Annotated in this window: 18 protein-coding genes; 12 read left to right on the forward strand and 6 right to left on the reverse strand. The window is 64.6% G+C overall.

Going from position 1 to position 18,625, the window contains the following annotated elements:
• From H578_RS12165 to H578_RS0100530, 3 genes are all read left to right on the forward strand, one after another.
• A complete protein-coding gene (locus H578_RS12165) occupies nt 1-1,164 on the forward strand; it encodes an LLM class flavin-dependent oxidoreductase (protein WP_022871759.1) in 1,164 nt (387 codons plus the stop codon).
• 28 nt (nt 1,165-1,192) lie between these two features.
• On the forward strand, nt 1,193-1,732 hold the full coding sequence (locus H578_RS0100525; protein ID WP_022871760.1) for a flavin reductase family protein: 540 nt from the start codon (nt 1,193-1,195) through the stop codon (nt 1,730-1,732).
• Nucleotides 1,733-1,793: 61 nt separating this feature from the next.
• Complete coding sequence (locus H578_RS0100530) at nt 1,794-2,684, forward strand: nitroreductase family protein (protein WP_022871761.1); 891 nt, start codon at nt 1,794-1,796, stop codon at nt 2,682-2,684.
• A 2-nt stretch (nt 2,685-2,686) separates the two neighbouring features.
• Here the strand turns inward: H578_RS0100530 and H578_RS0100535 are convergent, their stop codons facing one another.
• The 4 genes from H578_RS0100535 to coaA all read right to left on the reverse strand — a co-directional run bounded on the left by H578_RS0100535 (nt 2,687) and on the right by coaA (nt 5,828).
• Entirely contained in the window at nt 2,687-3,178 is a 492-nt protein-coding gene (locus H578_RS0100535) for a hypothetical protein (RefSeq protein WP_022871762.1), read from the reverse strand.
• A 121-nt stretch (nt 3,179-3,299) separates the two neighbouring features.
• The gene (gene mscL, locus H578_RS12170) at nt 3,300-3,836 is read right to left on the reverse strand and encodes a large conductance mechanosensitive channel protein MscL (protein WP_022871763.1); all 537 of its coding nucleotides are present in this window, start codon (nt 3,834-3,836) and stop codon (nt 3,300-3,302) included.
• Between the two features lie 45 nt (nt 3,837-3,881).
• Nucleotides 3,882-4,754: a D-alanyl-D-alanine carboxypeptidase family protein gene (locus tag H578_RS12175; protein ID WP_169558482.1), complete on the reverse strand. Its 873-nt coding sequence runs from the start codon at nt 4,752-4,754 to the stop codon at nt 3,882-3,884.
• Nucleotides 4,755-4,778: 24 nt separating this feature from the next.
• The gene (coaA, locus tag H578_RS0100550) at nt 4,779-5,828 is read right to left on the reverse strand and encodes a type I pantothenate kinase (protein ID WP_028463782.1); all 1,050 of its coding nucleotides are present in this window, start codon (nt 5,826-5,828) and stop codon (nt 4,779-4,781) included.
• Nucleotides 5,829-5,958: 130 nt separating this feature from the next.
• Here coaA and glmS point away from each other — a divergent pair, with 130 nt between their 5' ends.
• From glmS to H578_RS0100595, 9 genes are all read left to right on the forward strand, one after another.
• Nucleotides 5,959-7,848: a glutamine--fructose-6-phosphate transaminase (isomerizing) gene (gene glmS / locus H578_RS0100555; RefSeq protein ID WP_028463783.1), complete on the forward strand. Its 1,890-nt coding sequence runs from the start codon at nt 5,959-5,961 to the stop codon at nt 7,846-7,848.
• Between the two features lie 102 nt (nt 7,849-7,950).
• Entirely contained in the window at nt 7,951-8,301 is a 351-nt protein-coding gene (locus H578_RS0100560; RefSeq protein ID WP_022871767.1) for a holo-ACP synthase, read from the forward strand.
• Nucleotides 8,302-8,304: 3 nt separating this feature from the next.
• Complete coding sequence (locus H578_RS12180) at nt 8,305-10,035, forward strand: NAD(P)H-hydrate dehydratase (protein ID WP_084709768.1); 1,731 nt, start codon at nt 8,305-8,307, stop codon at nt 10,033-10,035.
• Nucleotides 10,032-11,168: an alanine racemase gene (gene alr / locus H578_RS12185; protein ID WP_022871768.1), complete on the forward strand. Its 1,137-nt coding sequence runs from the start codon at nt 10,032-10,034 to the stop codon at nt 11,166-11,168. Before H578_RS12180 ends, alr begins: the two co-directional genes overlap by 4 nt.
• A complete protein-coding gene (gene tsaE, locus H578_RS0100575) occupies nt 11,165-11,797 on the forward strand; it encodes a tRNA (adenosine(37)-N6)-threonylcarbamoyltransferase complex ATPase subunit type 1 TsaE (RefSeq protein ID WP_245554858.1) in 633 nt (210 codons plus the stop codon). The genes alr and tsaE overlap by 4 nt, the downstream gene beginning before the upstream one ends.
• A complete protein-coding gene (locus H578_RS12190) occupies nt 11,794-13,086 on the forward strand; it encodes a CapA family protein (RefSeq protein WP_022871770.1) in 1,293 nt (430 codons plus the stop codon). Before tsaE ends, H578_RS12190 begins: the two co-directional genes overlap by 4 nt.
• Before the next feature lie 219 nt (nt 13,087-13,305).
• On the forward strand, nt 13,306-14,349 hold the full coding sequence (locus H578_RS0100585) for a phosphate/phosphite/phosphonate ABC transporter substrate-binding protein (RefSeq protein WP_022871771.1): 1,044 nt from the start codon (nt 13,306-13,308) through the stop codon (nt 14,347-14,349).
• The gene (gene phnC, locus H578_RS0100590; RefSeq protein WP_022871772.1) at nt 14,349-15,131 is read left to right on the forward strand and encodes a phosphonate ABC transporter ATP-binding protein; all 783 of its coding nucleotides are present in this window, start codon (nt 14,349-14,351) and stop codon (nt 15,129-15,131) included. Before H578_RS0100585 ends, phnC begins: the two co-directional genes overlap by 1 nt.
• Nucleotides 15,128-16,888, forward strand: a complete 1,761-nt coding sequence (locus tag H578_RS0100595; protein WP_022871773.1) for a PhnE/PtxC family ABC transporter permease — start codon at nt 15,128-15,130, stop codon at nt 16,886-16,888. The genes phnC and H578_RS0100595 overlap by 4 nt, the downstream gene beginning before the upstream one ends.
• A gap of 10 nt (nt 16,889-16,898) precedes the next feature.
• Here the strand turns inward: H578_RS0100595 and H578_RS0100600 are convergent, their stop codons facing one another.
• Nucleotides 16,899-17,762 (reverse strand): DMT family transporter, encoded by an 864-nt coding sequence (locus H578_RS0100600; RefSeq protein ID WP_022871774.1) that lies wholly within the window; start codon nt 17,760-17,762, stop codon nt 16,899-16,901.
• Nucleotides 17,759-18,574, reverse strand: a complete 816-nt coding sequence (locus H578_RS12195) for a MurR/RpiR family transcriptional regulator (RefSeq protein ID WP_022871775.1) — start codon at nt 18,572-18,574, stop codon at nt 17,759-17,761. The genes H578_RS0100600 and H578_RS12195 overlap by 4 nt, the downstream gene beginning before the upstream one ends.
• Nucleotides 18,575-18,625: the final 51 nt, after the last annotated feature.

Raw genomic sequence — 18,625 nt, forward strand, 5'->3', positions numbered from 1 at the left:
ATGACGAGTCGATACCTCTGGTACGTGCCGAACCAGACTGTTCCCGGGCACCGGGGTGATGAGATCCGCCCCGACCACAACTCTCTGGAGACCCTCACGGAGCATGCCCGCGCGGTAGAGCGTCACGGCTGGGAAGGTGCGCTCATCGGTACCGGGTGGTCCCGGCCGGACACCTTCACAGTGGGGGCCACTCTGGCCGCCCGGACCGAAACGTTCAAGCCGTTGATTGCCGCCCGTCCCGGGTACTGGCACCCGGCGAACTTCGCGGCCGCAACCTCCACGCTGGACCACTTAACCGGCGGACGGGTTCTGGTGAACATCGTCACCGGCACCGATGATCCCGATGCCTACGGAGACACCCTCACCGACCGGGCGGGCCGCTATGCTCGGACCGCGGAGTTCCTCCACGTGGTGCGGCGACTGTGGACCGAGACCTCGGTGACTCACCACGGCCGGTACTACCAGCTCGACGACGCCACCCTCGGCATCGCTCCGAGGGGCACCGAACAGCGGGGGCACCCCACACTGTACTTCGGTGGAGCCTCTGAAGAGGCGGAACGGGTCGCCGCCGCCGAAGCCGATGTGCAGTTGTTCTGGGGTGAGACCTACGCGGCCATCCACGAACGCATCCAACGGTTGAAGGCGCTCTCCGAAGAGCTCGACCGCCAGCATCCGCCACTGGAGTTCGGCCTGCGTACCACCGTGGTGGTTCGAGACACCAGTGAAGAAGCGTGGGAGGATGCCCGCGCTCGGGTCGCCACCATGGCACGCAACGACGCCGGACACTGGCGGCGCACCCGCGAAAAGGGCCGGGGTCAACTCGGTTCTGTCGGGCAAGAACGCCTCGAGGCCCTCGGTGCGGAGGACGAGGTCCTCGATGATGTTCTCTACACCGCGCCTTCCCGGGTCGGCGGCGGAGGAGCTGGCACCACGTGGCTGGTCGGCTCCTACCAGGAAGTCGCCAACGCCTTGGAGAAATACCGGAGCCTGGGAATTACTCACTTCGTGCTCTCCGACACCCCCTATCTCCGGGAGATTCCCCGGGTTGGGGACCACGTACTGCCTCTGCTTCGGGCCGCAGAATCCGCCCAGGCTGCAGAACACCACAGCACCACAGAGAACACCACCGTGCACAGCCCCACTCTCGTCCAAGGCACGCTCTGATCGATCCCACCGTGACAAGGAGACAGACATGACCGCCGTATCCCTCAGCCCAGCTGTGGCCACACCACAGGCCGATCTCACCGACCCCGCCGCTTTGCGCACCATCTACGCCCAGTTCCCCCAGGGAGTTGTGGTGATCTCTGCGGAGATCAACGGTGTCCCCGATGGACTGGTGGCCGCGACCTTCACCGTGGGGGTGAGTCTTCAACCACCCTTGGTGAGCTTCGCGGTACAGAAGAGTTCCCGCACTTGGCCTCGACTGCGGGCGGTCACCGACCACATCGGTGTCTCCGTGCTGGGCCCTGAGCAATCCCACCTGGTGCGGCAGATTGGCTCCAAAGACCCGGCAGGCCGGTTCGCCGGCGTCGGGACCCGCCACCATCCTGGAGGGGCGCTCACCCTGGAGCCCACCCCATTGTGGTTCGCCACGCGGGTGTACAACGAGTTCCCCGCCGGGGATCACGACGTTGTCGTCCTCGAAGTGCTGAACTACGGGGTGGAACACAACGCCGGGGCCCTGGTGTTCCACCAGAGTGAACTCAAACAGCTCAGCCGACTGTCTCATTGAGAGGCCAGCCAGGCTGGGCCAGTGTTCAGGCCCGACATCGAGATCTGACCCCGGAGGTTTCATGACCGTCCAGTCCACCACCGCCCAGCCCACGACTGCTCAGCCTGAGGGTGTCGATGCCGCCGAGAGTGCCACCGGTCACCAGCGGTTGCGACAGCGGTATGGCGCTGAACAGCACTGGCAGCCACCGGCGTGGAATCAGACGTTGGATGTCCTGCTGCGTCACCGCTCGGTCCGCCAGTGGCGGGATGAACCGGTTGACGACGCCACGCTGCGGACCCTCATCGCCGCCGGGCAGTCGGGTTCGACCTCCTCGAATCAGCAGATCGTCAGTGTGGTCGCCGTCCGGGACCCGGAGCGCAAGCAGGCCCTGGCAGAGGTCGGTGGTCCGCGCCAGGCTGGGCACATCAGCACTGCCCCGGTGGTGCTGGTCTGGCTCATCGACTACTCCCATGCCCGCCGGTTGGCCGAGCAGGCCGGGGCGCAGATCCCCGGGCAGGAGTACCTCGATGCGGTGCTCGTGGCAGCCACTGACATCGGCATCGCCGGGCAGAACACGGTCGTCGCCGCCGAATCCCTCGGGTTGGGTGCAGTGTTCCTCGGTTCCCTACGGAACGACGTCGACCGGGTCGCCGAGATTCTCAACCTGCCGGAGGGAGTCGTGGCTTTCCTCGGCCTAGAGATCGGTCACCCGGACCCCGAGGAGCCGGCCGGGATCAAACCCCGTCTGCCCCAGGAGGCGGTGTTGCACTTCGAGGAGTACGACGCCGACCGGGCCGCCGCCGCCTATGCCGGCTACGACGACACCCTGGCGGAGTATTACGCCGGTTATGGGCAACAGCACGTATGGAGCCGGCAGCTGCTCAAACGACTTTCAGAGAAGGCGACGACCTCCACCCAACGGCACCTGCTGCGCCGGGCCTTTGAGAAGGCCCAGCTGAAGCTGCGCTGAGCTCAGGGGATCTTCGGCACTGTATTGGTGGCTGCTTCCCGCAGCTCACCCGGGGTGACATCGGCTCCGCGCTGGAGTTCATCGATCTGGCGGAAGGTGGTCTTCACCGCCTCCAGCAGTACCTGGCGCAGCCGCGGCAGAACTGCAGCGATGTGCTCACGGGTGGGCAGTTGATCCTTCCCTGCGGCGAAAATCCCGATGGTGGCGATCAGCCCGGTCCCGTCCGTGGTGGCCAACAGCTTGGCCCCCTTCATCCGTTCGGTGCGCTCCCGTAAGATCTCGGCCAGCTTGTCATCCGGGACGCCTTCCGGGCGGCTGAAGAGGCAGAAGAGATCCAGGTACTCGGGATCCCCTGCGGCGGTGTCGTTGATGAAGAAACGGTACTCGCCGTCGTCGAGCTTCAAATCGCCGTCGCCGTCTACCTCGAACCCCCAGCCGAGGTCCTCAACAACTGCTTCCTTGTACCGCTGTGCCCAGTGTTCGTGCAGTGCCATGGTGCCTAGTTCCCTTCCGTTGATGTCATCGGTTCCGGTGCGAGGCTGGTGGTGAGCGCCTCACGAACACCACGCTAAGGCAGGGGTCGGACATCGTTGTCCTCCAGGGTCAGTCCGCCGGTCAGTCCTTACCCCAGACGATGGTTTTGGCTCGACCGAGCAGACCGGATTTCGCCTCGGCCTCTTCCTTGGCTTGCTGTTCCTCTTCGGCTTTCTTCTCCGCCTCGACTAGGGATTGGATGAACGCCGGGTTGGTCACCTCAGTTTGGGCCTTGAGCTGGTCGCGGATCTCGCGCAGCAGCACGATGTTCTCCTCCGGGGCCTCCTCCGGCTCCCCGAGGGCGGCATTGCGAGCCTCGATCATCTTGTTCATCGGCATCACGATGACAAAGTAGATCGCCGCGGCGATGAGCAAGAAGTTCACCACCTGGGTCAGCAGTATGCCGAAACGCATCGGCGGACCATCCAGACCCGGGAGCACCAGGGTGAAGAGATTGTCGAAGTCGGGATCCTGGGCGAAGAGCTGCCCGATCAGCGGCATCAGCACGTGCTCGACCAAGGCATTGACGACCGCGCCGAAGGCTGCACCGAGGACCACCGCGACGGCGAGATCGACGACGTTGCCCTGTTTAATGAAGTTCAGAAATCCCTTGAGCATGCGTTCAGTCTAAGCGGCTCGGAGATCGCAGGGCAGCCGGTGGTCTCAGCTATGCAGATGGGGATCAGTCGCGTAGTCGTGTTCGTAGTCCGGAGCAGGCGGTTGCTCCCAGTACTCCTCAAGGGTCACTCCCGCCTGGACCACCTCCGTGGCAGTTTCCACACCCAGGTACCGCAGATGCCAGGGTTCGTAGAAGTACCCGGTGATCTCCTGGGCTTCAGCCCCGTCCGGGTAGCGGATGATGAACCCGAACTCGTGGGCGTGCTCAGCGACCCACATGCCCTCGGGGGTCTCCCCGAAGCACTGCCCCAGCTGGCATTCGGGGTTCTCGATGCTCGCTAAATCCACCGCCAGACCAGTCTGATGTTCGGAGTAGCCCGGCCGGGCCGTGGACTCATCAGTGGCCTGCTGGCCCCGCTCGGCATACCGGGTCTCATAGAGACTGCGCTGATGCTCAAACCCCCGGTAGGCGGTACTTACCGCCAGGGCGAGTCCCTCGGCTGCGGCCGCGGCGAAGAGGTCCTCACAGGCCTCGGCGGCCTCAGCGCGCATCATCTGCGGTGTTTCATAGACACCCCGCAGATCAAGCACACGCAGGTCATCGGGTTCGTAGTTGGCCGGCTCCAACGGGTTGCGCTTGTTGACCAACACGTAGCGGGAATCTGCATCCCAACTGGGATCCGAGGCCCGTGTTGGGGTCGGACTCGGAGTGTCCGTCTCAGCAGGGGTCTCAGCGGATGGGGTGGAGGTCTCCGCAGGCTGCGTATCAGCCGGTGAGGGTGCAGCCGAGCCCGAGGGTGTCGTCTGCCCCGGGGAGATCGGCTCACCGGCGCAGGCGCTGAGCCCTAGAGTCGCCGCGGCTGCCAACAGCACCCGGCGGGAGAGCAGCCCCTCCGGCGTCGTCGTCGGCTGTGTCATCTGACCTTCGCGTGGCATTCTGCCTCAGACCTTGCGCAACAACACTCGGGAGACGCTGTGGTCGGCATCCTTGACCATGACCAGCTTGGCTCGGGAACGGGTCGGGGCGATGTTCTCCCGCAGGTTCGGACCGTTAATCCGCTGCCAGATATCTGTGGAGCGGGCCACTGCCTGCTCATCGGTGAGGGTGCTGTAGCGGTGGAAGTAACTGTTCGGATCAGCGAAGGCCCCGTGACGCAACCGCATGAACCGTTCTACGTACCAGCGTTCGATATCCTCGGCCCGGGCGTCCACGTAGACGGAGAAGTCGAAGAAATCACTCAGCGCCAAGCCGGTGGTGCCATCGTCACGGACCCGGGCCGGCTGGAGCACATTGAGTCCTTCGAGAATCAGCACATCCGGGCGGCGGACAACGACCTCTTCGCCCGGAACGATGTCGTAGTGCAGGTGCGAGTACTTCGGAGCCCGCACCTCCGGTTGCCCGGACTTCACCTGAGCGACGAACCGCAGCAGCGCCCGGCGGTTATACGCCTCCGGGAAGCCCTTACGGTCCATCAACCCCCGGCGCTGAAGCTCCGCATTGGGGTAGAGGAACCCATCGGTGGTGACCAACTCCACCTGAGGTGTGGACGGCCAGCGACGTAGCAGTTCCTGAAGCACGCGTGAGGTAGTCGACTTCCCCACGGCCACCGAACCGGCTACCCCGATGACAAACGGCGTCCGCCGGTGCTCCTCACGCAGGAACTCATTGGTCCGTTCCCGCAGGTGGGCGTTGGCCTCAACGTAGATGGACAGCAGGCGGCTCAGCGGCAGGTAGATTTGCTCCACCTCATTGAGGGAGAGGTGCTCGCCGATACCGCGGAGCCGGTCGACATCGTGCTGATTCAGTGGCTGCTCGATCGACTCGGCAAGCCGACCCCAGGTCTCCCGGTCCAGCTCCGCGAACGGAGAATACGACGACGCCGGCTCGGCCGCGGGAGACCCCGCCCACGGTGCGGTGTTGTGAAAGTTCGGCACGGGGGTCACAGGGGGTACGGCGCGGCCCGGCGGCTGAGGGTCAGGCTGGGCGGTCACCCTGAGAGGATACTCTTCCGCCGGCAGGGCCCGCGTTCTGGTGACACCTCTTCGACAGATCGGAGGATGAGATCGGAGCAGGCCCAGCGCCTCCCCACTGCGCTCAGTTTCCCGCGTTAAGGTGACCCCTATGTGTGGAATCGTGGGTTATGTGGGCTCTGCGGCGTCGTCGTCGGTCTCTGGTGCTGCTGGTGGTCGAGTGGCGTTGGATGTGTTGTTAGAGGGTCTGCGTCGGTTGGAGTATCGAGGGTACGACTCTGCAGGTGTGGCCACGATGAGTCAGGGGCAGCTTTCGGTGCGGAAGAAGGCGGGGAAGCTGTCGAATGTGCTGGCTGAGATTCAGGCCGACCCGATGGTTCCGGGTGTGGTGGGGATTGGGCATACCCGGTGGGCAACTCATGGTGGTCCTACGGACGTGAATGCGCATCCGCATCTGGATGCTGCGGGGAAGTTGGCGGTGATCCATAACGGGATTATTGAGAACTTCTCCTCGTTGCGGGCCCGGTTGGTGGCTGAGGGCGTGGTGTTTGAGTCTCAGACTGATACTGAGGTGGCGGCGAAGTTGCTGGGCCGGGTCTTTGAGACCTCTGCTGGTGGGGATCTGACCGAGGCGATGCGGCAGGTGGTCAACCAGTTAGAGGGTGCGTTTACGTTGTTGGCGGTGCATGTCGATCAGCCTGACCGGGTGGTGGCGGCTCGGCGGAACAGTCCTTTGGTGGTGGGCCTGGGTGATGGGGAGAATTTCCTGGGTAGTGACGTTTCAGCGTTTATTGATTTCACCAGGGATGCGGTGGAGTTGGAGCAGGATCAGATTGTGACGATCACTGCTGATGAGGTGGCGATCATCGGGTTTGATGGGGTTGCTGCTCAGGGCAGGCAGTTCTATGTGGATTGGGATGCCTCGGCTGCGGAGAAGGGCGGGTTCGCCACGTTCATGGAGAAAGAGATCCATGACCAGCCCAAGGCGGTGGAGGATACGTTGCTGGGCCGGACTGATGAGTCGGGTCGGTTGCAATTGGATGAGTTGCGGATTCCGGTGGCGGAGTTAAAGGCAGTGAGCAAGATTATTGTGATCGCCTGTGGGACCGCTGCTTATGCAGGGATGGTGGCGAAGTACGCTATTGAGCATTGGTGCCGGATTCCAGTGGAGGTGGAATTGGCCCATGAGTTCCGGTATCGGGATCCGATTATTGATGACACCACCTTGATTGTTTCAGTCTCTCAGTCGGGAGAGACGATGGATACGCTGATGGCGGTCCGGTATGCCAAGGAGCAAGGTGCCAGGACGGTGTCGATTTGTAATACCAATGGGTCCACGATTCCGCGGGAGTCTGATGCGGTGTTGTATACCCATGCCGGCCCGGAGATCGCGGTGGCCTCGACCAAAGCGTTTCTGGCTCAGATCACCGCGGCGTATTTACTGGGGTTGTATTTAGCGCAGTTGCGCGGGCAGATGTTCACCGAGCAGATCCGTGACATTTTGGCGGATTTGCATAAGATCCCGCAGAAGATCACTGAGATTTTGGCTGGCGCTGAGCAGGTGAAGTCTTTGGCCAGGTCGATGAAGGATTCGCCTTCGGTGTTGTTCTTGGGTCGGCATGTGGGTTACCCGGTGGCATTGGAAGGGGCGTTGAAGCTTAAAGAGCTGGCTTATATTCATGCTGAGGGTTTCGCGGCCGGGGAGTTGAAGCATGGGCCGATCGCGTTGATTGAAGAGGGTCAACCGGTGTTTGTGGTGGTGCCTTCTCCGCACGGGAGGCACTCGCTGCATTCGAAGGTGGTCTCTAATATTCAGGAGGTCCGCGCCCGGGGTGCCAAGACCATCACTGTGGCCGAGGCCGGTGATGATGATGTGCGTGAGTACTCCGAGGAGGTGTTCTTCGTTCCGGAGACGCCTCCGATGTTGATGCCGCTGTTGGCTACGGTGCCGCTGCAGATCTTTGCCTGCACGTTGGCCTCGGAGAAAGGCTACGACGTCGACCAGCCCCGCAACCTCGCGAAATCCGTCACCGTGGAGTAGGCCTCCGCCACGTCTCGCCCGACCGGTTTTCCTCGCAACATTGTGGTGTGACATTCCGCGGGGAGGAGGCACTATGGCTGGGAAGAATGGAAGGAGAGGGGCATGATCGTAGGGATCGGTGTCGACGTCGTTCAGGTCAGCCGTTTCGAAGACCAGCTGATGCGGACCCCGGCGTTGCGACAACGGCTCTTCGCTCCGGCTGAACGGCACTTGGGTATCCGGTCCTTGGCTGCCCGATTCGCCGCTAAGGAGGCGGTCGCCAAAGCCCTGGGTGCCCCTGCCGGCATGAACTGGCAGGACTGCCAAGTGGTGCTCACTCCCGCCGGTGTGCCGCAGGTGCTCACCGAGGGGACAGTGGCTGAAGTGGCCCAGAGCAAAGGGGTGGCCCGCTGGCACCTGAGTTTGAGTCACGACGGCGACGTCGCCACCGCTATGGTCATCGCCGAAGCCTGAATCATGAATACGGCAGAGCAAACGCAACCGGCGTGGACAGTGCAACCAGCCTGGACCGGCGATCAGATTCGCCAGGCCGAGCAGCCCCTGCTTGAGGCTGGTGAGGGGCCCGGGCTCATGCGTCGGGCCGCCTACGGGCTGGCCCAGCACCTGAGTGAGCTGTTGCAGCCGGGAGTCTACGGGCGGAAAGTGGCCGGGCTCATCGGTTCCGGGAACAACGGCGGTGACGGGCTGTACGCCCTGGCATGGTTGCGCCGCCGCGGTGTGGAGGTCCAGGCGGTACTGACTCGCGGCCGCGCCCATGAGCAGGCGCTGGCTGCTTTCACGGCGGCCGGCGGCAAGATCACCGAAGAGATCGACGACGACGTCGACATCGTCGTCGACGCGGTCCTCGGCACCGGGTTCACTGGGGACTACCAGGCACCCCAGTTGCCGGTGGCCCCGCTGGTGGTCGCCTGTGATGTGCCCTCCGGGGTCGATGCCAGTACCGGGGCAGTGCGGGGTACAGCGATCCGTGCCGACCACACCGTAACCTTCGGCGGGATGAAGACTGGCCTGTTGGCGGGGGAGGGCGGGTACCACAGCGGACGGATCCACACTGTGGACATCGGTGTGAGTGCCCACCTTCCGGAGGCGGCCGCATTCTGGCTCCAACCGCAGGAAGCAGTTCAGCGCTCTGCTCCGGCCACCGACACCGGTGTGACCTTGGGCAGGCGTGGCCCGGATCCGGCGATGCACAAGTACTCTCGAGGCACAGTCCACCTGGTGGCCGGGTCAGCCCAGTACCCCGGTGCTGCACAGTTGACTGCGGCGGCTGCGGTGACCACCGGGGTGGGCATGGTGACTCTCTGCGCCCCAGAATCCGTCCGTGCCCAGGTGCTGAGCCGCTGTCCTGAAGTGGTGGGTGGGTCTGCGGCGCACGGCTCTACCACTGAAGGGGAGCAGGATCTCGTCGGTGAGTTTCTGGCCCGTGCTGCTGCCGTCGTCGTCGGCCCCGGTATCGGTGAGGATTTAGAACAGCTCCGCGCCGCCACGGAGGCGATCCGGCATGCGGGCCACACGGGCACACCCTGTGTGGTCGACGCCTCAGCTGTGCAACTGGTGGCCGGGCCATTGAGGGAGCAGCGTTCCCTGGGGCCGCATGTGGTCCTGACCCCTCACCTGGGGGAGATGCGTCGCGTCCTGGAGGAGACCGGGCAGCACTCGCTCCGTGAGGCGCTGAGTACGGATCCGGTGCGCACCACCCAGCAGGCCGCGGAGACCTGGGGTGTGACCGTGCTGCTTAAAGGTGCCACCACTGTGCTGGCGGCACCGGGATGTACGCCGATACTGCACCGGGCGCAGACTCCCGGGCTGGCCACTGCCGGAAGTGGGGACGTGCTTGCTGGGATGCTCGGCAGCCTGCTGGCCACCCAGATGGAACTGCCCGGCAAAGAAGACAAAGAAGACAAAGAAGCGGCCCAGGCGGATACGACCCAGACGGAGGCGACTCAGCAGATACAGCGGGTGGCTGCGCTCGCAGTGGCGCTGCACGCTGAGACCGCCCGGCGGCTGGATCCGCACGGTAGCGGATGTTTTGGTGCCTCGGCCCTGACCCACACCGCCCTGACCCACACCGAACTGAGCTGTGCGGCACCGACCCGCACACCCGTGAGCCGGCCAGGTGGCGGCGTCGTGGGTTTCGGCAGTGTGGCACGGAGAGATCCCACCCGGTCGATAGAGTTGAATCCATGAGTTATCCCGCCGGCGCCGTCGACGCCGAACGGGTGGCGCTCATTGACGCCAGCGCCATCCAGCACAATGTCCGCACCATCGGTGAGTACGTGCGTCCTGCCAAGATCATGGTCGCGGTCAAAGCCGACGGGTACGGGCATGGTGCGCTCACCGCAGCCCAGGCAGCCTTGGCCGGTGGGGCGGACTGGCTGGGTACCGCACACGTCGCGGAGGCCGCCGCGCTGCGTCAGGCGGGGATTGAAGCGCCGATCCTGGCGTGGCTACACACCCGCGGTACTGATTTCGCCCACGCTATTGAGCAGCACATCGACTTAGGCGTCTCCGGTTGGGAGATCGAGGCGATCGCCGAGGCCGCCGAGTCGTTGCAGACCCCGGCGCGCGTACACTTGAAAATCGACACCGGGCTGGGACGTAATGGTGCCGCCCGGGCCGACTGGCCGCAGCTGCTGCGCCGCACCGTCGAGCACCGGGAACGGGGGCTTCTCAGCGTCGAAGGTATCTTCACCCACCTGGCTGTCGCCGATGAGCCAGACCGGAGGGAGACCGACGAACAGCTCGCCGCGTTCCGTGAAGCACTTGAGATCGCCGCCGAGCACGGCATCACCCCGGATCTACGGCACGCGGCTAACACTCCCGCGGCGTTGTCCCGGCCGGATGCGCACTTCGACATGGTGCGCGTAGGGGTGGGGGTCTACGGGCAGAGTCCCTTTGCCGACCGCACCCCGGAGGACCTGGGCCTGAAACCCACGATGGAGCTGCGCACCACCGTGGCCAATGTGAAACGCGTCCCCGCCGGGCAGGGGATCAGCTACGGCCTGACCCACCGGGTGGACCGACCGACCGCCTTGGCGCTCATCCCCTTGGGTTACGCCGATGGCATCCCCCGGATCGCGGTCCACGGGCCGGTGCTCATCAACGGGCGGATCTACCATTCGGCCGGACGGGTGGCGATGGATCAGTTTGTGGTGGATCTTCAGGACCCGGACACGGAGGTTCAGGTGGGCGACGACGTCGTCGTCTTCGGTGGGGACTCCGGCATCTCCGCGGCAGATTGGGGTGCTGCCGCCCAGACCATCAACTACGAGATCATCACGCGCATCGGTGCCCGGGTGCCCCGGGAGGTCATCGGGTGAGCGAGCACATGTCTGGTTCCACCTTCAGTACACCCCCGCCTCCTGGCGCACAGTGGACTCGTCAGTTCCGGCTGGAGAATCTCGAGTCGACCGCCGAGCTGGCCAGAGCGTTGGCATCAGTCCTGCGTGCTGGCGACCTGCTGGTCTTAAGCGGCGGGCTCGGGGCGGGCAAGACCACCTTGACCCGCGGGTTGGCTGAGCATCTGGGGGTGGCCGGAGCGGTCACCTCCCCCACGTTCGTGCTGGCCCGAGTCCACCCCAGCCTCTGCGATGGTCCCGATCTGGTCCACGTGGACGCCTACCGCACCGACGCCGCCGGAGTTCAGACCCTGGATCTTGCGGCGACGTTGCCGGATGCGGTGACCGTGGTGGAGTGGGGGCGCGGCCTCGTCGAAGAATTGCTGCTAGGCCCCGGGGGTTCCTGGCTGGATGTGGAACTCTCCGCCGCGGACTGGACGGCGGCATCGCAGCCTGAGCCCGACGACGCCGTGGAGCCTCAGTCAGTCATCCGCACCGATTTCTCCGCTGAGGAGGAGACCGGTTCGGCTCGCACTGCGGTGGTGCGCGGTTACGGCCCCCGGTGGGCGGAGGTCCCGCACGGATTGATGCTGGTGGAGGAGACCGGATGAAGGCAACTCGCGTGGGTGTGGTGCTCGCCGGTGTGGTGCTCTGTGCCTCCGGGTGCAGCAACCCCTTCGACCCCCCGGAGGCAGGCACTCCTGCCGGTGACAGTGCCACGGAGGCAACGGCGGAACCAGAGGACACCGACCCCGGTGAGGGCGGGGATTCCGACGACGCCGATGAGGACTGGGACGAGACCTTCACCATCGTCTCGACGGGGGATGTTCTCATCCACACCAACGTCATCGACTCGGCCGAGACCGGTGATGGGTATGACTTCGCCCCGCTCATGGAGCCGGTCGCCGAGTGGATTTCCGGGGCGGATCTGGCGCTGTGCAGCCTGGAGGTGCCGATCAAGCCTGCCGGTGAGGAGCCGGTCGGGTACCCGGTATTCGGTGCCCCGCCGGAGTTGATCCCCAGCCTGGCGGAGGTCGGGTTCCACGGGTGCAACACCGCGACGAACCATTCCCTGGACTCCGGGGTCGAGGGGCTGGAGCGCACCTTGGACACCTTCGACGAGCACGGTATGGGGCATGTGGGGACCGCCCGTACGGAGGCCGAGGCCGCCAGCCCCCAGCTGTACACCTTGCAGCGTGGGGACAGGGAGATCACTGTGGCGCACCTGTCCACCACTGAGCTACACAATGATCCGTTCTACCCACCGCAGGATGCCCCGTGGATGGTCACCGACGATGATCCCGAGGTGCTCACTGATATGGCGGCTCAGGCGCGTGAGGAGGGGGCCGACGTCGTCGTCGCCTCTGTGCACTGGGGTGAGGAGTATGTCCACGAACCGGGGCCTGAGCAGATCCAGTACGCCGAGGCGTTGGCTGCCGGTGGCGAGATCGACCTGATCTACGGCAACCATTCGCACACTCCGCAGCCCATCGAACAGCTCGATGGTGGCCCCGGGGATGAGGGCGTGTGGGTGGTGTGGTCGATGGGGAATTTCCTCTCCAACCAGGATGAGCAGTGCTGCGTGATGGAGACCGCCACCGGGACAATGGCCGTGGCGACGGTAGAGGCACCTGAAGGGGAGCCGGCTCGGGTCACGGCACTGGAGTGGGCGCCGGTGACAGTGGACCGCGGCCCCGAGGATGAGGACGGCCACCGCGGCATCTGGCCGCTGCTGGACCTCTACGAGGACGGTGCTCCGGAGCCGGTGGAACTTGACGAGGCAACCATCCAACGGCGGTGGGAACGCATCGCTGAGGTGATGGGGGAGGATTCGTTGCGCACAGACCCCCCGGAGCCCACCGGTGAGGACCCCGAGGTCATCCCCCGCACCCAGGACTGATGCACTGATCCTGCCTGCGGGGTCAGCGCGTCAGGGTGGGGTCTTGGCGTGACTTATGGGGAGCGCAGTGTTCACGTGGCGTTCACCGTATAGACAACCTCTTGTCTGAAACGATTCACGCTGGCTCGTTTGAGTAGTACTGGTACGCCGGTGGAGTGCGTCCAGCCCCGCCGCGTCAGAATCACTGCCTGCTGAATCACACCACTGGAGGAGAAGCACGTGACGCTGCGCAAGACCGCCGAGACCACCGAAACCGTTCGCTTTCAGCCGCTGTCCCGCCTGGCCGTCGCCGGTTTCGCCGCACTGTTTGCGCTGACTGCCTGTGGGGAAGCCGCCGATGACGGCAACGGGGCCGACAACGACACCGATGTCGAAGACACCAACGGTGACGACGCCGACGCCGGTGATGACAACGGGGACGCCAGCGATGAGGGCCCGATCCGCCTCACCGGGGTGCCCGCCGAAGAAGCCACCCACCTGGAGGCCGGTTTTGAACTGCTGATGGAAGTCATCGAAGGCGAAACCGGTCGCGAAGTCGAGTTCAGCCACTCCACCGACTACAACGCCGTCATTGAGGCCATGGTTGCAGGCCAGGCTGATATGGGCATCGGCTCCCCGTTTACCTATGTGCGGGCCGGTGATGCCGGAGCCAACGTTGATGTGCTTGGCGGCCGCATTGAGGAAGAGGGCGAAGAAGCCGGTTACCACTCCTACGCTCTGACCCGCCCGGACACCGGCATCGAGAGCCTCGAGGACGCCGAAGGCGAAAGTGTCTGCTACGTCGAACAGGGCTCCACCTCCGGGTTCCTCTACCCCTCGGCCGGCATGTTGGAGGCCGGCCTTGACCCCGAAGAGGACGTCGATGCCCAGTTCCCCGGCTCTCACGACGGCGCTATCTTGGCCCTGCTTGATGGCCAGTGCGATGTCGCCTTCGCCTATGACTCCATGGTTGAGGTGCTGATGCCCAACCGCGGGGAACTCTCTGAAGAGGACTACGAGATCATCTGGGAGTCCCCGCTGATCCCCGCCTCCCCGATCTTCATGAACCGGGACACTCTCGATGAGGAGACCCAGCAGACCCTGGAGAGCATCTTCGAGGAGAACCTCATCAACGTGGACAACCTCGTGGACGCCGGGTACTGCGACTCCGCCGACGAGTGCTCCCTGCCCGAGGAGTCCTACGAATACACCCCCGTCGACGACGACATTTACGACGGTATCCGCGAAGTTTGCGAAATCACCGAGGCCGAAGCCTGCGACTGATGTCCGCTATTACCCTGCAGAACGTCACCAAGAAGTTCCCGCCATCGACGGTGGCCGCTGATGACATCAGCCTGAGCATCGACGCTGGCACCTTCACCGTGCTGCTGGGCCTTTCCGGATCCGGTAAGTCCACCCTTCTGCGGCTCATCAACGGCTTGCACACGCCCACCTCCGGCTCAGTCACCGTGCTGGGCACGGAGGTGGGCACCGCCCGCCGGTCCCAACTGCGGCAGGTGCGTCGCGATATCGGCATGGTCTTCCAGCAGTTCCACCTGGTGGGTTCGATGTCCACCCTGGAAAACGTCTGCACCGGGGCCCTCGGATCGCTGCGTGGACCGCGGATCGGACTGTTCAGTTACCCGAAAGCTGTCCGGCAGCGGGCCCTAGAGCAACTGGATCGCGTGGGACTGGCTGACCAGCGGTTCCAGCGCGCCGATACCCTCTCCGGGGGCCAGCAGCAGCGGGTAGCTGTTGCCCGGGCACTGGTCCAGCAGCCCAAGGTCCTGTTGGCTGATGAACCTGTCGCCTCCCTGGACCCGGAGTCCTCCCATCAGGTGATGAGCCTGATCGCCCAGATCGCCCGCGAAGACCAGCTGACCGTGGTGTGCAGCTTGCATCAGGTGGAGCTGGCCATGCACTGGGGTGACCGGATCATCGGTTTGCGGCAGGGCAAGAAAGTCATGGACGAGCCCGCCGCGAACGTCACCTCGGAGGACGCGATGAGTATCTACGGCTCTATGGCCTCTGCCCGGCCGGCACCACCGGAGACCGCTGCAGTATGACCACCTTGACCCGGGAACGTGCCGATACCCGTGCGGTGCCCGCGGGTGGGGGTGCCCGGCCTCAACTCACCGATCGGCGAACACTGCGGCCTCCCTCCGCCCGAGCACTGCTGGGCTTGGCCATCATGGGGTCTTTCGTTGCCGGTGGCATCTGGTCGCTGATCGAGCTGCGCGTCAATATCGCCTCGCTCATCGTCGGTTACGAGAACGCGGTGAACTTCTTCACCAATCGGGTGGGGGCCCTGCAACTGCCCCCGCTGGGAGAACTGGCCCAGATGACGGTGATGACCCTGGCGATCGTCATCTGTGCCACTGCTCTGGGTATGGTCCTCTCCCTCATCCTGGGACTGCTTGCGGCAACAAACACCTGCCGACACGCCCCCGTGCGGGCGGTGGCCCGGGTGATTGTCATCGTCATGCGGGCGGTTCCAGAGCTCATCATGGCGATCATCTTCATTCGGGTGTTCGGCTTCGGAGCCGCCGCGGTCGCCGGAATTCTCGCTCTCGGACTCAACTCCATCGGCATGCTCGGCAAGTTCTACACCGAGGCGATCGAAGACCACGACGACGGTCCTCGGCAAGCACTGGAGACCGGCGGTTCCGTGCGCCTGCAGCAGATCTTCGGAGCGACCCTTCCGGGCATCATGCCCGCTGTGGTTGCCCACGGCCTGCACCGTTTCGATATCAACCTGCGTGCCTCGGTCATCCTCGGTTATGTGGGGCTGCCCGGGCTTGGCATGGAGCTCTCCAGCGCCTTGGGTGTGGGGAACTATTCCCTGGGTATCGGTCTGGCTTTGGTGATTCTGGGTATCTGCATCGCCGCCGAGTTGCTTTCCGGGTTCCTTCGCATGAAGCTGCTCGGTCGCTCTGAGCCCAGCCGCTTTGGGTTCTTCTGGCTGGTGGGAAAGATGCGGCGCCGCTACGACGCCAACCGGCTCGAGGCTCCCTCTGGTGCGCGTCCCGCCGCCTGGGGTGAGCGCACCACCCCGCCGTGGAACGGGGAGCGGACTTCCCGGTTCACCTACATCGGGCTCTTCGGTCTGGTCATCCTCGCCTCTGTCTGGCTGGCCGACATCGACTGGATCGCCTTCTTCCACGGCCTGTTATCCATCCCCGCGGTCGCGGGTCAGTTCATCCCACCCAGTGATGGTGGCATCGCCGAACGTCTGTGGACCACGTTGCTGGAGACCATTCAGATGGGCCTGGCCGCGACCTTCCTGGGCGCCCTGCTGGCCCTGCCGGTGGGCGTGCTGGCCGCCCGCAATGTGGCCCCCAACCGGGCAGTGGTGCAGTTCTTCCGGACTCTCATCGTGGTCACCCGGGGGGTGCCGGAGCTGATCCTGGCGATCATCCTCATCGTCATCATGGGGATGGGTGCTGTGGCGGGTGTGCTAGCCCTGGCGGTGGGTGCGATGGGGCTGCTGTCGAAGCTGGTGGCCGACTCCATTGAGGAGACCGACATCCGTGTCCAGCAGGCCATTGCCACCGGCGGTGCGGCCCGCACGCAGGTGTTTTTCGCCTCGACGGTGCGGCAGGCGGCTCCGGCGATTGTCGCTCACCTGTTCTACCAGCTGGACGTCAATATCCGAGCTGCGACCCTGCTAGGCATCGTGGGGGCTGGCGGTGTGGGCTATTACCTGCTCAACGCCAACCGGGTGCTGCAGTTCGAGGTGGTCACCTATATCTGCCTGATGATCGTCGGGGTCATCCTGCTGCTGGAGTTCATCACCAGTGTGATGCGCCGACTGCTGCGCTGAGACGCATCGGTTAGCCGGTGGCCACCAGCCCGATGCCGATGGCGACGACGCCGGCTCCCAGGATCCGGCGCACCGGATCGGGTTCACGGAACAGCCACCACGCCATCAGTGAGCCGATCACAATAGAGGACTCCCTCACCGGGGCCACCAGGGCCACTGATGTGGTCTGCAGCGCATAGAGCACTAGCAGGTAAGCCGCCGGTGAGAGGACCGCAACGGCGGCGACCTGCCGGCGGTTGGTCCGCAGCGTGAGTGCCAGCTGTGCCCTGCGGTGCACCACCCACGGCAGCATCACCAGTGACTGGGCAACACAGCCGAGTCCGTAGTAGATCAACGGTGGGATCGCCAGCGTTGTGACGGAGAGGTCGTCCCACAGGGTGTAGCCGGCGATGGCTGTCCCCGTCGCCAGCCCATAGAACAGCCCAGTGCTCAATCCCGACGTTCGTCGGAAGAGCCTGGCTCCGGTGACCACCAGAATCCCGCCGATGATGATGATTCCACCGGTCAACGCCACAGAAGAGGGGCGCTCCCCGAGCAGGGCGACGGCGGCAAGTACAGCCAGCAGTGGTCCGGTGCCACGAGCTATTGGATAGACGATCCCGAGGTCAGCTTGTCGATAGCCCACCTGCAGTAGCACTGAATAGGCAATGTGCAGGATCGCGGTCACCACCGGAGCGTAGAGCAGCTCCCAACCGAAACTGTGGTTCTGGATGATGATCTGCACCAGGGCTAACGGGAGCAGCAGGCAGGCTTTCGCTGTGAAGTAGAGCCACACGAAGACCACCGGATCTCCGCGGACCCCCTTCGCAGCCAGATTCCACAAGGCATGTAGCACCGCGGCGGTAAGCACCATAGTCAGTGCGGCAGTGCTCATCCCGGAAGGTCCAACACCAAGGCAGTGTGGAGCACATCGATAACTGCAAGGTGGGCGATCCGGCTCGAGGACTCAACCAGGTGCCCGGCGGCCGCGCTTCCTACGGCGACCAGCGGCACCTCCGCTGTGCGGGCGAGTGTGGACTGTGAGTAGCTAGTCACCGCCACGGTCCGGGCTCCGGCCGCGCGGGCCGCCTCGACCACGTCGAGGGTCTGACGAGTCTCCCCCGAGTGGCTCACCGCCAGTACCGTATCCGCGGCATCGAGCTGGCCGGCTAGCAGAATGGCCGTATAGGTGTCTGCGGAGTGCTGGGTGGTGACCCCACTCATGGTGAGGCGGTAGGCGGCGTCTTCAGCGATCGGCAGGGATGTTCCCGAGGCGGTCACCAGTACCCGACCGGCCCTGCGGAGCAGGCCCACCGCCTCCGCCAATGCTGTGGAATCCACCGTGCCGCGGGCGATGGTGAGGCTTTCGGCATGACTGGCGGTGACGACGTCGATGAGGTCAGCCACACTGTGGGCCTGGCTCAGCTGTGGGCGGGTGGTGCCCGATCCCTCGGGGCTGCCTGCGGCTCGGGCCAGGACCAGCTTCAACTCGGGCAGTCCACTGAAACCAGCGGTGCGAACAGCCCGTACCACTGTCGCCGCGGAGACTCCCGCCCGGTCAGCGATCTGCTGGGCGGTTGCAGCAGTGATGAATTCTGGATCCTCGAGCACCACATCTACCACGCGGGCATGCGCCCCTTGCAGTCCGGGCCGCAGTGACCGCAGCCGTGCCGCCAACACCGCCAGTCCACCAGAAGATGAAATCATATTTCATAAATTAGCACATGGATGAAATGAGCTGGTGGCCTACCATGGTCG

It is taken from the genome of Nesterenkonia alba DSM 19423 (assembly GCF_000421745.1).
GTDB lineage: Bacteria > Actinomycetota > Actinomycetes > Actinomycetales > Micrococcaceae > Nesterenkonia > Nesterenkonia alba.